Source organism: Mesorhizobium sp. B2-4-1, from assembly GCF_006442185.1.
Taxonomy (GTDB): domain Bacteria; phylum Pseudomonadota; class Alphaproteobacteria; order Rhizobiales; family Rhizobiaceae; genus Mesorhizobium.
Window position 1 is genome coordinate 47,799 of the sequence record NZ_VFVN01000009.1, and the last position, 13,583, is coordinate 61,381.

13 protein-coding genes are annotated in these 13,583 nt (G+C 64.5%); 5 read left to right on the forward strand and 8 right to left on the reverse strand.

From position 1 onward, the window contains the following. The first annotated feature begins 198 nt into the window (after nucleotides 1-198). Entirely contained in the window at nucleotides 199-1,230 is a 1,032-nt protein-coding gene (locus FJ949_RS21965) for a hydroxyacid dehydrogenase (protein WP_140499087.1), read from the forward strand. A gap of 232 nt (nucleotides 1,231-1,462) precedes the next feature. Then, nucleotides 1,463-2,119: a GntR family transcriptional regulator gene (locus FJ949_RS21970; protein ID WP_140499090.1), complete on the forward strand. Its 657-nt coding sequence runs from the start codon at nucleotides 1,463-1,465 to the stop codon at nucleotides 2,117-2,119. Nucleotides 2,120-2,176: 57 nt separating this feature from the next. Here FJ949_RS21970 and FJ949_RS21975 read toward each other — a convergent pair whose 3' ends face one another. Then, on the reverse strand, nucleotides 2,177-3,178 hold the full coding sequence (locus FJ949_RS21975) for an NADP-dependent oxidoreductase (RefSeq protein WP_140499092.1): 1,002 nt from the start codon (nucleotides 3,176-3,178) through the stop codon (nucleotides 2,177-2,179). Nucleotides 3,179-3,274: 96 nt separating this feature from the next. Next, nucleotides 3,275-4,090: an oxidoreductase gene (locus FJ949_RS21980; RefSeq protein ID WP_140499093.1), complete on the reverse strand. Its 816-nt coding sequence runs from the start codon at nucleotides 4,088-4,090 to the stop codon at nucleotides 3,275-3,277. Between the two features lie 104 nt (nucleotides 4,091-4,194). On the opposite strand from FJ949_RS21980, the gene FJ949_RS21985 reads away from it, so the two are divergent. Continuing rightward, on the forward strand, nucleotides 4,195-4,764 hold the full coding sequence (locus FJ949_RS21985) for a TetR/AcrR family transcriptional regulator (RefSeq protein ID WP_140499095.1): 570 nt from the start codon (nucleotides 4,195-4,197) through the stop codon (nucleotides 4,762-4,764). 220 nt (nucleotides 4,765-4,984) lie between these two features. Beyond that, nucleotides 4,985-5,290 (forward strand): hypothetical protein, encoded by a 306-nt coding sequence (locus FJ949_RS21990; protein WP_140499097.1) that lies wholly within the window; start codon nucleotides 4,985-4,987, stop codon nucleotides 5,288-5,290. A gap of 65 nt (nucleotides 5,291-5,355) precedes the next feature. Here the strand turns inward: FJ949_RS21990 and ugpC are convergent, their stop codons facing one another. The 6 genes from ugpC to FJ949_RS22020 all read right to left on the reverse strand — a co-directional run bounded on the left by ugpC (nucleotide 5,356) and on the right by FJ949_RS22020 (nucleotide 11,242). Beyond that, nucleotides 5,356-6,420 (reverse strand): sn-glycerol-3-phosphate ABC transporter ATP-binding protein UgpC, encoded by a 1,065-nt coding sequence (gene ugpC, locus FJ949_RS21995; RefSeq protein WP_140499099.1) that lies wholly within the window; start codon nucleotides 6,418-6,420, stop codon nucleotides 5,356-5,358. 34 nt (nucleotides 6,421-6,454) lie between these two features. Further along, nucleotides 6,455-7,276: a carbohydrate ABC transporter permease gene (locus tag FJ949_RS22000; RefSeq protein WP_140499101.1), complete on the reverse strand. Its 822-nt coding sequence runs from the start codon at nucleotides 7,274-7,276 to the stop codon at nucleotides 6,455-6,457. After that, nucleotides 7,277-8,278, reverse strand: a complete 1,002-nt coding sequence (locus tag FJ949_RS22005) for a sugar ABC transporter permease (protein ID WP_224646786.1) — start codon at nucleotides 8,276-8,278, stop codon at nucleotides 7,277-7,279. It lies immediately after the preceding gene. Beyond that, the gene (locus FJ949_RS22010) at nucleotides 8,278-9,615 is read right to left on the reverse strand and encodes a sugar ABC transporter substrate-binding protein (protein WP_140499102.1); all 1,338 of its coding nucleotides are present in this window, start codon (nucleotides 9,613-9,615) and stop codon (nucleotides 8,278-8,280) included. Before FJ949_RS22010 ends, FJ949_RS22005 begins: the two co-directional genes overlap by 1 nt. A 63-nt stretch (nucleotides 9,616-9,678) precedes the next feature. Continuing rightward, entirely contained in the window at nucleotides 9,679-10,338 is a 660-nt protein-coding gene (locus tag FJ949_RS22015) for a GntR family transcriptional regulator (protein ID WP_140499104.1), read from the reverse strand. 19 nt (nucleotides 10,339-10,357) lie between these two features. Then, complete coding sequence (locus FJ949_RS22020; RefSeq protein ID WP_140499106.1) at nucleotides 10,358-11,242, reverse strand: dihydrodipicolinate synthase family protein; 885 nt, start codon at nucleotides 11,240-11,242, stop codon at nucleotides 10,358-10,360. A 263-nt stretch (nucleotides 11,243-11,505) separates the two neighbouring features. On the opposite strand from FJ949_RS22020, the gene FJ949_RS22025 reads away from it, so the two are divergent. Further along, nucleotides 11,506-13,467, forward strand: a complete 1,962-nt coding sequence (locus FJ949_RS22025; protein ID WP_140499108.1) for an acyltransferase family protein — start codon at nucleotides 11,506-11,508, stop codon at nucleotides 13,465-13,467. Nucleotides 13,468-13,583 lie beyond the last annotated feature (116 nt).

Here is a 13,583-nt window from a genome sequence, read left to right on the forward strand (position 1 = left end):
TGGTTGGTTGCGGCGCCAGAAGCGCATTCCCTTTCCCTTTTTTGGGCCCTTGTGCAAGAACGGCCCCTCGCCCCAGCCGCAATCCCGCCTTTCTTGTCGCGAAATTTTCCTCCTCCGTATGCATGTTGTAAGTCGTTTAATCCGGGATAGATTGCATCCAGAAGGGCGCCAAAACGATCGCGCCGGGAGGAATTCGCCATGTCCGACAGCGCCCTGCCGCTGGTCATCAGCGCGCCCGAACCGCGCACGCTCGACCTCATCTTCACGCCGCCGCAGCTGGCGCGCTTCAAGGCGAAATATCGCATCGTCGAGACGACGCCGGACGGCGTGGCGAAACTGCCGGCCGATGTGCTGGCCGAGGCCCGCTACATCGTCGGCCAGCCGCCGATCGCGGCCGAGACGCTGGAGAAGATGAAGGCGCTGCGCTGCGTCTTCAATGTCGAGAGCAACCTCATCGACAACATGCCCTATGAAACGCTGTTCGCGCGCGGCATCCATGTCGTCACAACGGGCCTGGTCTTCGCCGAGCCGGTGGCCGAGCTCGGCCTTGCCATGGCGCTCAACCTCGCCCGCGGCATCGTCGATGCCGACCTTGCCTTCCGCAAGGGCGAGGAATTGTGGGGCGGCGACGGCAACCGGACGGCGCGGCTGTTGTCAGGCGCCGATGTCGGCATCATCGGCTTCGGCGATCTCGGCCGCGCGCTGAACCGGCTGCTGTCGGGTTTCCGCACCAGGACAAAAGTCTTCGATCCCTGGCTGCCGCCGTCGATTCTAATCGACAATGGCGTCGAGCCGGCCGCGATGGACGAGGTGCTGTCCGCCAGCGACTTCGTCTTCGTCGTCGCCTCGGTGACCAGCGAGAACCAGGGCTTCCTCGGCGCCGACGCCTTCGCCAGGATGCGCAAAGGCGCGGCCTTCATCCTGCTCAGCCGCGCCGGCGTGGTCGACTTCCCCGCTTTGATGGCGGCGGTGAAGGGCGGCCACATCCTCGCCGCCAGCGACGTCTTCCCCGAGGAGCCGCTGGCGCGGGACCACCCGGTGCGCGCCTTGCCCGGCTTCCTGCGCTCGGCCCACCGCGCCGGGGCGCTCGACATCGCCTTCAAGCGCATGGGCGACATGGTGCTGGAGGACATGGACCTGATCGACCGCGGCCTGCCGCCGCTGCGCTCCAAGCGCGCCGAGCGCGAAACGGTCTCGCGCATGCGCTCAAAGCCGGTGGACAGGAACTGACAGGGCGGCGACGTCCCTCGCGTCGCTTGACAAAAGCATGGCCAGCGACGACCCTCGCCCGGCCCATCTGGGGGCTCGGCAAGCGGCAGGGACCGTCGGCGGTAATGGCGCAGCTGGCGGGCTCAAGGCCAATCGGTCCGGCCGGCCAAGCGGTCCGGTTCTCTTTTTTCGCCGTGGCAAGGCGGCAAGAGCGGCCCTCGCCATGAGGCTGTCGAAAACGCGACGGAGCGCGATGCTCAACACGATCGATTATGGCGGCAAGGAAGCCGATATCGTCCACGCGCTGGAGGAAGACATCATCTTCGGCAGACTGGCGCCCGGCGCGCGCTTGGTCGAGGACGTGCTGCTCGCCCGCTTCCCGGTGTCGCGCCATACCATTCGACAGGCGCTCTATCAGCTCGAAAGGCTAGGCGTCGTCACGCGCGAGCGCAACAAGGGCGCCATGGTGCGGCGGCTGTCGCCCGACGAGGTGCGGCAGATCTACGAGGTGCGCGAGATGCTGCAGCGCCAGGCGGCGCTGATGATCCGCCTGCCGGCGAGCGATGCGCTGATCGAAGAGCTGACGCAGATCCTCCGCATCTATAACGACCATGTCGAGAGCGGCTACCTGCGCGGCATCCACGAGGCCAATGATCGTTTCCATCTCACCATGTTCTCGGCCTGCGGCAATGCCTATCTGGTGGCCTCGATCGAGCATTACATGCGCCTCAGCCTGCCGGTGCGGGCTAACTCGCTGGCCGACAGGGAAAAGCTCGACATCTCGCGCCAGCACCACGCGATGATGATCGAGGCGCTGAAGCGCCGGGACAATTGGGTGCTGGCGCAGCTCTGCGTCGACCATTTGCAGCCCAGCAAGGCGTTCTATCTCCAAGAGATCGAGAGCGGCTGAGACCGCCCTGGCTAAAAGGCGCAAGACTGACAACAGGCCGAGCGGCGCCGGCGCCTTCTATCTCACCTTCACGACCACCTTGCCCTTGGCGCGCCCCGTCTCGACATAGGCCAGCGCCTCGTTGGTCTTTTCGAATGGGAATACCTGATCCATGACAGGGCGTATGACGCCGGATTGGATGAGCGACGTGATCCTGCTCAGTTGATCGCCCTGCGCCCACATGAACAGGAACGAATATCCGACCCCGGCGCGTCTGGCCTTGCGGCGTATGCCGCGGCTCAGCAGGCGCAGGACCAGTTTCAGGACAATGTTGAGGCCTTTGTCCCTGGCAAATTCGGGATCCGGTGGACCGGAGATGGAGATGAGCTTTCCGCCCGGCTTCAGCACATGCAGGGATTTCTCGAGCGTCTTGGGGTCCTGGCTGTTCAGGACGACGTCGTAGCCATGCAGGACCTTCTCGAAGTCCTCCTTCTTGTAGTCGATGACGACATCGGCTCCGAGACGTCTCACCAGATCGGCGCTCGCGGCGCTGGCCGTCGTCGCAACCGTGGCGCCGAGATGTTTTGCCAGTTGGATGGCGAATGTCCCCACACCGCCGGAGCCGGCCTGGATGAACACCTTCTGCCCTTTCTTCAGCCCTGCCCTGTCGACGAGCACCTGCCAAGCGGTCAGGCCGACCAGCGGAATGGAGGCCGCCTCCTCCATGCTGAGACTGTCGGGCTTCAAGGCCACGTCGGCTTCTTCGACGGCGATGAATTCGGCGAATGTCCCGATCCGTCCGTCGCGCGCCCGCGCATAGACTTCGTCGCCGGTCTTGAATTTGCGTACTTTCGACCCGACGCGAATGACGATGCCAGCCACGTCATGGCCAAGGATGAATGGCGGGCGGTAAGGCAATATGAGTTTGAACTCCCCGTCCCGGAGTTTGGAATCGAGAAGGTTTACGCCAGCGGCGTGGACCTCGATCAGGACATCGTTGTCGCGCGGTTCCGGCTCAGGCATCTCTGCAAGCCGCAGGGCGCCCTTCTTCTGATATCTGTCGACGACAAAGGCTTTCATCACATTCGCTTTCTTGAAATGAATCCCGATATCGGACAGGCTGGGCTTTCGGCGCAGCGAAACTGCTTGTGCGGGCACCGACTTGGCACGTTCCGTTCAGGCAGGCAGGCGGAACTGCTTGCGCAAGGTCTTGTCGAACGTCGCGGCGGGCGCGAACCGCCGCAGCGTGCTGACCAGGCGGGCTGTCTTGCCGGCGGTGTAGCGTCGGCGCTGACGCTTCTCGGTGGCGGCCCTGAGTACCACATTCGCCACCGCTTCCGGAGGGTCTGCTTTCGGCATCACGTCGCGAAGCAATGCGTCGATACCGGCGCGGGCCTGATCGTATTCCTTCATGACGGAATCGGGCTCGAGCCCGTTCTGGTCGAACACGGTGCGCACGAAGGCAGGTTCGATGACCGAAACCCGGATGTTGAAAGCGCGAACCTCGTGGTCGAGCGATTCCGAATAGCCTTCGAGCGCGTGCTTGACGGCGGAATAGTGGGCCGAGTACGGCGCGGGGACCAATCCCAGGATCGAGCCGATATTGACGATGCGCCCCCCGCCGCGCCGCCGCATCGACGGCAGCACCGCGTTGATCATCCGCATGACGCCGAACAGATTGACATCGAACAGGGCCTTGGACTGGGAAACCGAGGATTCCTCCGCGCCTCCCAGCAGCCCGACGCCGGCATTGTTGACCAGAAGGTCTATCCGGCCGGTCCTGGCGAGGACATCTGAAACCAGAGCTGCGACCGACGCGTCATCGGTCACGTCACAAACCAGCATCGATATCCCGTCCGAGCCCTGGCCTGATATTTTGCGGCTGGTGCCGAAGACGGTGAAACCCGCCCGCGCCAAAGCCTCCGCGCTGGCGCGGCCGATGCCGGAGGAGGCGCCGGTCACGATCGCCGTCTTTCCTGAATTCCGGTTCATCTGGTGACTCCGAACTCGAGAGGTCTTGCCTCTCGGCGATGATTGAATTATGATCGTAATATCACATTACGGGTGTAATGCAATAGGGAAGCGGAAGGAGCGCCATGCGCTACGAAAAAGGCCGGAAGGACGCATCACGCAGCCGGATCATGGAGGTCGCCGCCGAACGGTTTCGCAGTGACGGCATCGCCGCGTCCGGGCTGGCAAGCATCATGAGCGACGCCGGCATGACGAACGGCGCCTTCTATCCACACTTTCAATCCAAGGCCGAACTCGTCCGCGAGAGCATGGTCGCGGCACTGGAGGCTCAGTCGCAGCAATTGCAGGGGGCGTTGGCCTCGGGAGGGCTGGAGTTGGCCCTGGGGATGTATCTGTCGCCCGAGCACCGGGATCATCCGGAGACCGGCTGTGCTTCGGCGGCGCTGTTGCCCGAAATCGCGCGTCAGCCATCCGAGACCCGCGCGCTCTACACCGAACGATTAATGACTCTGGTGCGCCAGCTATCGGCGCAGTTGCCGCCTGGAATCCCTGATCCGGAGGGCGTTGCATTGGGCGTTTTCGCGGCGCTCATCGGCGCCCTTCAACTGTCCCGCGCGGTGGAGGGAACTGAATTGTCCGATCGCATGCTGACGGCGGGAGCGGAGGCGGCGCGGACTCTGGTCCAGCCGCGCTAGGGAGAACAGGAAGGCGCTATCCCGTGCGATGTGCCCCCGCTGCAAATCTAACGATGCAGCCAAACGAAGAAAAAAGCGGAAAGTTTCGCCGCCGTTGAACAATATATTTGTTCAGACCGGGCCTCAGCTGACATGGCGAACCGGAACTTTCCTCCAAACCTTCCGTTTCTTTGAAGATCGTTGCTTCGACGGTCGAAGAGCAACAGGGAAGGATCCTATCATGAACATCAAGATGATCTGCGTCGGCGCGATGACGCTTTCGATGCTCGCGGGCTCGGCCCTCGCCGCCGCGAACAAGGGCACGTCGGCACTCGACGACCCGGCCAAGATGCAGCCCTTCTACACCGACTCCAGCATGAAGAAGATGCGCAGCAGCGACGAGTTCACGAAGGCGTGGAAAGCGCTCACTCCGGAAGACCAGAAGATGATGATGACGGCCTGCGATGACGAGGCCAAGGACGCCAACGCCGCCAACAGCCATCCAGAATTCTGCAGCAGCGTCAAGGCGAATGGCGGCAGCAAATAGACCGGCCTAGAAGCAGGCTTTTGTAGCCCGCACCCTGAAGACAGCCCCGTCCCGCGGGGCTGTTGTCATGCGCCGACGCGCCGGCCGGTTTCGGCGTCGAACAGATGCGCGCAGGCGCGGTCGACCTCGATGCGCACCGGCTGGCCCTGCTTGAGCGCCAGCCGCTCGCGGAAAAGGCAGTCTATCTCCTCGCCGCCGCAGTCGACCTTGGCGAAGATCTCCGAGCCGGTGGCTTCCAGCAGCGTGACGCTGCCAGGTATGCCTTGGCTGCTGGCGCGGATGTGTTCGGGGCGGATGCCGTAGACCAGCTCTCCACCCGGGACCTGTGCCGGATGAAGCGGCGCCGGCAGCGGCAAGGTCAGCCCGCCTGCGCTGCGGAAGACGCCTTCCTCGATGCGGCCGCGAATGAAATTCATGGCGGGCGAACCGATGAAGCCGGCGACGAAGAGATTGGCCGGCTGGTCGTAGAGGTCGAGCGGCGCGCCGACCTGCTCGACCAGGCCGTCATGCAGCACCACGATCTTGTCGGCCATGGTCATGGCCTCGATCTGGTCATGCGTGACATAGATGGTGGTGGTGCCCAGCCGCTGGTGCAGCGCCTTGATCTCGCCTCGCATCTGCACGCGCAGCTTGGCGTCCAGGTTGGAGAGCGGTTCGTCGAACAGGAAGACTTGCGGGTCGCGCACGATGGCGCGCCCCATGGCGACACGCTGGCGCTGGCCGCCCGAAAGCTGGCGCGGGAAGCGGTCGAGCAGCTTTTCCAGGCCGAGGATACTCGCCGCCCTGTTGACGCGGCCGGCGGTATCGGCCGGATCGGCTTTCTTGATCTTGAGCGCGAAACCCATATTGTCGGCCACCGTCATATGCGGGTAGAGCGCGTAGTTCTGGAACACCATGGCGATGTTGCGGTCTCGCGCCCTGAGATCGTTGACGACCCGCTCGCCGATGGCGATCCTGCCGGCCGAGATCGTCTCCAGCCCCGCGATCATGCGCAGCAGCGTCGACTTTCCGCAGCCCGAAGGTCCGACCAGGATCACGAACTCGCCATCGGCGATGTCGACGCTGACGTCGTGAATGATCCTGGTCGCTCCGAATGCCTTCTGCACATTGTTGATGGTCACCGCTGCCATTTCATGTCCTCACCTGGAAAGAGTGTCGTCGGCTTCAGCCGCCCTTGACCGCGCCGGCGGTCAGCCCGGCGACGATCTGCCTTTGCGCGAACATGGTCAGCACCAGCACCGGCAGCGTCACCACCAGTGCGGCGGCGGCCAGCGGCCCCCAGCTCACCTGCTCGTAGGAGAGCATGTTGTAGACCGCGACCGGCAAGGTCCGCGTCTCGCGGCTGGCCAGCACCACGCCAAAGACGAAATTGTTCCAGGAGAAGATGATGGACAGGATGAAGGCCACCACGATGCCTGGCCTGGCGATGGGCAACGCGACCAGCCGGAACACCTGCCATGAGGAGGCGCCGTCCATGCTGGCGGCCTCCTCCAGCTCCATCGGCGTGGTTTCGAAATAGCCGATCATTACCCAGACCACGATCGGCACCGTGACCACGAGATGGATGATGATCTGCGGCCACAGCGTGCCCAATATGCCGGCCCACTGGAACAGCAGGAACAGCGGGATGAGGTAGGACAGCCCCGGCGTCATACGCGCGATCATGATGACGACCGCCGACCGTTCGGCCTTGAGCCGCGCTATGCCGTAGCCGGCAGGCACGCCGATCAGCAGCGCCAAGAGCGTCGCCGTGCCGGTCACCAGCACCGAGTTCCAGAAGTAGAGCAGGAAATTGTTCTCCTCGAACACCTTGGCATAGTTCGACCAGGCCACGTGCTCGGGGATGAAGACCGGCGGCGAGGCGCCGTTGTCGATCTCGAATTTCAGGGACAGCGAGATCATCCAGAGGAAGAACAGGATCGCCGGCGAGACGAAGACCAGGGCGGCGAAGAACAGGCCGATCCGGTTGAGCAGTCGCGAACGCATCTATTTGCCCTCCGCGTCGGTCCAGCGGCTGCGCTGGCGCAGCATCAGCAGGACGAAGGACAGCGCTACGATAAGAACGAAGAACACCACCGCCATGGCGGAGCCGTAGCCGACGTCGTAATAGGAGAAGGCGATGTTGTAGAGATAGATGTTGATGGTCTCGGAGGCCGTGCCCGGTCCACCCTGGGTCATCGCATAGATGATGTCGAAGCTCTTCAGCGCGTCGATCGTGCGGATGATCACCGCGATCATCAGGAACGGCGCGATCATCGGCAAGGTCAGGTACCGGAACTGCTGCCAAGCATTGGCGCCGTCGATCTCGGCGCTCTCGAAGGGTTCGCGCGGCACCGAGGCCAGCCCGCCCAGCACGATCAGCATCACCAGCGGCGTCCACTGCCAGGTCTCGACAGCGACCAGCGAGGGGATGACCGTCCTGGCGTTGAATATCCATTCCTGCGCCGGAATGCCGACCAGCGACAGAAGGTAGTTGAGCACGCCGAGTTGCGGATGGAACATCATCGTCCAGACCAGCGCCACGGCGACGGGCGTGGCCATCATCGGCATCACGAAAATACCGCGCAGCACGCCGCGCAGCGGGAACCGGGCATCGAAGATCAGCGCCGCGACCGTGCCGAGCAGCATTGGCGCGGCCACCGAAAGGAAAGTGTAGGACAAAGTGTGCGCGAGCGATTCCCAGAACCGCCCATCGCCGACCAGTCGCAGATAGTTCTCCATTCCCGCGAAGCTTCGCGACTGGCCAAGCGTCCAGCGGTTGACGCTCATCCACAGCGTGAAGGCCCAGGGAAAGACGATGACGGCGCCGACGACGACCAGCGCGGGGACGACGAAGGGCCAGTAGCTGGGAGCCAGCTTGACGGGCCGGCCCCCCTCGCTTGCCTGTTTCGTCACCCCGGTACGATCGGTCGCCGCCCCGGCGCGATCCGTCGTCGCCCCGGCGCGACTCGTCGTCGCCTCGGCGCGCTCTGGGGCAGTTGCGGACATCAGCCTTGCTCGCTCCTGTCGAGGACCGGCTGGAACTGTTCCGTCGCCTTCTTCAGTTCCTCCGCCGGGTCGGCCCCGGCGAGCAGGTTGCTGAGCGCCACGCCGTAGATGTCGCGGAATTCGGTGACCGGGATGATGACCGGCAGCGCCAGCCGGCTGACATTGCCGGAGCCGACCACGGCATCGAGCCAACTCGCCGGCATGGTCACGCCTTCGCGCACCTTGGGGTCTTCCAGCACCGATTTGCGGAACGGCACGCCGGCACCTGCCTGCAGCAGCCGCGCGCCCATGCCGACCGACACCGCCCATTGGCAGAAGAGATAGGCGGCTTCCTTCTTCTCGCTGGCCGTTGTCACGCCGAGCCCGTCGCCGAACGTACCCGAGGCATGCGCCTTGGGGCCCTTGGGCATGACGCCGTAGCCGACCTTGCCGACCACCCTCGACTTCTCCGGATTTTCCATCGGCGGCGCGAAACCGACGCCGTCGAACCACATGCCGATCTTGCCTTGCAGGAAGGCGGATTGCGCTTCGGCCCAGTTGAATCCGGTGACGCCGGGCGGCGCGGATTTGGTCATCAGCCGCTGGTAGAGGGCGGCCGCCTCCACCGCCTCGGGCGCGGTGGTGCGCAGCTTGCCCTTGTCGTCGAGCGGCGTCATGTCGTAGCCGAGCATCAGCGAGGTCCAGACCGGCGTGTTGGCGTTCTTGAGGCCGCGCGCGACGAAACCGTAGGTATTGGTCGACGGGTCGGTCAGCGCCTCCGCGGCCGCAACGAGCTGATCGAAGCTTTCGGGGTATTTGAGGCCCTTGGCCTCGAACAGCTCCTTGTTCCAGTAGATTATCCAGTAGTCGACCGAGAACGGCAGCGAGCGCAGCACGCCCTGGCCGTCCTTGGCGAACAGCATGCCGGCATCGGCAAAGTCCTTTTCGACCAGGCTCGGATCGGTCAGCGTCGGGTCGGCAAGGTAGCCCGATATGTCGGCAAGCCAGCCGCCCTTCTCGAACTGCCGCTTCTGCACATGGTAGCTCAGATGCACGACGTCGAAGCTGGGTTTGCCGGAGCTGAGCTCGATCACCGTCTTCTGGCGCTGCTGCTGCTCGGGCGTCGCCTCGGCATTGACCTTGATGCCCGTCAGATCCTCGAACTCGGCGAGATATTTGATCAGCGTGTCGCTGCGCGGGCTTTTCACCAGATTGACGTCGAGCGTCGTGCCCGCGAAGCGCTTCCAGTCGACGCCGGCGGCAAGGCTCGGGCGGATACCGGCAAGGCCGGCGCCGGCGAGCATGGCGGCGCCCGCAAGGAGCTGTCTTCTGGTTGGGTTGAATGGATTGGACGGCATTTCTTCCTCCCGGTTGCTGTCGTTGTCGATTGCGCCGCGACAGGCACGGCGCGGCCTGCTTCCTCAGATATGGAGCGCCAGCCGGCGCGCATTGTCGATATGCTGGCTGATCGCCTCGACCGCCTTTTGTGGATTGCGGCTTTCGAGGGCTTCGATCACGCTCAGATGCTCGCGCATCACCGGCACCACGCGCCCGTCGATGCGGAACCGTTCCTGGTGGATCAGGCGGATCTTCACCGAATTGACCAGATAGGCCTTGGCAATGATCTCGTTGCCGAGCGCATCGATGAAAGTATCGTGCATGGCCCAGTCGATGGTCTGAGCCCTGGCCTCCATCTCCGGCGTCGGGGTCTGCGCCAGCGCCTGCGCCAGCATGTCCTCATGCTCGCGGCGCAAGCGCGCGAGTTCGTCGTCGGAGGCGCTGACGGTGAACAGCGCCACCGCCTCGCGCTCCATGAACAGGCGGAACTGGAAGGCCTCGCGGATCAGGCTGATGTCGATATGCGCAATCTGCATGCCGCGCTGCGGGATCGTCGTCAGCAGCCCCTCGGCTTCCAGGCGCGGCACGATCTCGCGGATGGCGCCGAGCGGCAGGCCGGTGAAGGCGACGAGTTCGCGCTGCGACACGAACTGGCCCGGCTTGAGGTCGCGTGCCAGCAAATGCCGCGTGAAGCTGGCATAGGCCTGCTCCCGCAGATTTGTCTGGTCGCCGCCATTGGCCATTTCAGCGCTTCCCTTCCCGTCAGGCCGCCGCGGCCGCGAAAAGAGTGTCGTAGGCAGCGCCAAGCTGCTGGCGCCCCGGCGCCGCGATCGGCTCGAGCGGCGGCCGCACCGCCAGCCAGCGCTCGTCGCCGGTTTTGCGCGCCACCATCACCTTGACCGCAGGAATGACCGGGTGCTTGAGCAGCTCGAGCACGAGACGCTCGACCCGCGCATCGTCCTGCCCCGTCTGCGCCATGGCGAGGACCTCGCCGGCGGCGAAATTGGCCATGCCCGAAATCGCGCCCTGGCCACCGATCCTGACCGCCCGCGCCAGATGCCGCTCGTCACCGATCAGGATCACCAGATCGCCATGGGCGCCGAGCAGCGCCTCGCTATAGGTCCAGTCGCCGCCGGAATCCTTGACGCCGGCGACCACGTCCGGAAACGCCTGGCGCAGCCGGCCGATCAGCCCCAGCGAAAGCTGCACCGTGGTGACCGAGGGAATGTTGTAGAGCAGCACGCCGCGGGCCAGCGGACCGAGAGCGGCAAAGACAGCGGAAAACCAGCCGAAAAGCCCATCGTCGCCGATATTCTTGAAATAGCTGGGAGGGGCAAGGAGGATGTTGCGGGCGCCGCGCTGCAAGGCATGCCGAGCCTGCTCGGCTGCATCCTCGGCCGCATCGACCAGCACGCCTGCGACAAGCTGATCCGGCGCGATGCCGGCCGCCAGCATCGCCTCGGTGACAGCCCGCCGCTCCTCGGTGCCGACCGAAGCGCCCTCCCCGGTGGTGCCGAAGAGCGTCACACTGCCGCAGCCTTGCGCCAGGCAACTCCGCGCCAGGGCCACCATCGGGGGAATGAGGATCTGCCCCGACGCATCGAAAGGCGTGGCCAGGGCAACCGAAAGACCAAAGCGCGATGTCACCAGCGAGTCTCCAAAAGAGCAGTTCGCAGGCAGTGCTATCACGCTAACATGTTAGTCGTAAATAGGGCGGGCACCATTTACCGGAAACATAAGATGTGAGGCGTCCGGCGGCAGGCGTCATCCATGCCTCGCGTCACCGTCATCTCCGTTTCTGCCGCTGTCCTTTTTCCTGCCATGTTGCGTTGCGAAAGATTTGTTGCATTGCGATACGATCCGCCCCGACTAACAATGGTCGCGGGTTGGGCTTGCACGAAGGATTTGTCGTGGCAGCATCGTTCCGACCCGATATCGAGGGAATGCGCGCACTGGCGGTAGCAGGCGTCGTCGCCTATCATTTCGGCCTCGCCGCCCTGCCCGGCGGTTTTGCCGGCGTCGACATCTTCTTCGTTATCTCCGGTTATCTCATCACAAGACACCTTTTGCAGGAGATCGGCGAGAGCGGCCGGCTGAACCTGTGGCGCTTCTATGCCCGCCGCGCCCGGCGGTTGCTGCCGGCCTCGCTGTTCGTCATCCTCGCCACGCTGCTGGCCGGCGCCTTCATCCTGTCGCCGGAGGAACAGGCGCTCTATTCGAAGGGCGCGATGTTTGCCTCGGCCTATATGATCAATCTGTGGCTGATCCGCTGGTCGTTCGACTATTTCGCCTCCGATGCCGCCAACAACCCGTTCATCCATTTCTGGTCGCTGTCGGTGGAGGAGCAGTTCTACCTCGCATGGCCGGCGCTGCTTGTTCTCGCCGCATGGCTGCGGCCGGGACGGCGCGCGGCTATCGTGGTCATCGGCGTCACCGGCCTGGTTTCGTTCGTGGCCTGCGCCTGGCTGACCAGCGTTTCGCCGCCCTGGGCTTTCTATTTCTCGCCGCTGAGGGCCTGGGAGTTCGCCGCCGGCGGGCTTGCTACGATGGTGCCGGCGAATTTCCTCCAGTACCACCCGCGGCTGCGCGCCGCGCAAGGCTGGCTCGGCCTGGCGCTGATCGTGCCCGCCTATCTGCTGCTGGACGAGGCGCTGCCCTTCCCCGGCCTGCTGGCGCTGCTGCCGGTCGTCGGCACGGTGCTGCTGCTGGTCAGCGGGGCAGGCGAGCGCCAAGCGGGTGGCAAGCTGGCCGGCGGCCCCACGGCTGTCCTGTCGCTGCCGCCCATGCAATCGATTGGCAGGCTCTCCTATTCGCTCTATCTCTGGCACTGGCCGGTCATCGTCTATGCGGGAATGGTCACCGCGGAGCTTTCCGGGCTGGACAGGTTTGCCTGCCTGGCACTGACGCTGATGCTCTCCATCTTCACCTATCACGTCATCGAAAACCCCGTGCGCCGCAACGGCTGGCTGATGGCAAGCGCCGCCCGCGCGCTCGTGCCCGCGGCGCTGCTGACCGGCGCCGGCGTGGTCGCGGCCTACGCCAATGCCAAGTTTGCCGTTCACGAACTCGATCCGGAGCAGCGCGTCATCGCCCAAAGTGCGGCGCGTCCGTCCACCGCGCGTGCCAGGGGCGGCTGCGTGCTCGACTACGAGACCGTCACTCCGAAGCCCTGCGTGTTTGGCGCCAAGGATGCGAAAGGCACGATCGCGCTGTTCGGCGATTCACATGCCGACCACTGGTCGACGCCGCTGATCGAGGCGGCCGAAAAGCGCGATTACCGGGTGGTTACCTGGCTCAAATCCTCGTGCCGGGCGTCCCGGCTGTCGACATGGTCGAGCAAGCTGAAGCGCGACTACGCCGAATGCGACCAGTGGCGCGAGCAGTCGATCAAGGAGATCCTGGCGCTGAGGCCGGCCCTGGTGGTGATCTCGGAAATCGCCCTGACCAGTTCGCGCAAGATGGCCGCCGGCAAGGATGAGCCCGACAGTCAGGACGCGGAGTGGAAGGCTGGCCTGCGTTCGACACTGGAGACGTTCAGCAAGGCCGGGCTGAAAGTCGCCTTCATCCGCGACGTGCCCTTCAACGACGAGCAGGTCGACACCTGCGTGGCGCGTGCGCTGTGGCGCCGCGACACGCCCTCGCTCTGTGATCAGACGCGCGCCTATGCCGCCAACGACGCCATGGCCGCGGTGGAGCGCGACGTCGTGCGCAGCATTCCGAACGCCCGCTATGTCGATATGACCGACCAGTTCTGCAACCAGACCACCTGCCATGTCTTCATCGGCGGCAAGATCGCCTTCCGCGACCGCCACCATCTGGCGACCGCTTTCGCCGAGACGCTGGAGAAGCCGCTGGAGAAAGCGCTGTTTTAGAAGGGGTTAGCGTCCCTTCTTCAAAGGCGCGCTGCCAAGGCGCCGCCCCCTCACAGCGCGCGCGGGCACGAAACATTGGTTTACCGGCTTTATGGGAACAGGGCCGCGAGGGCAGC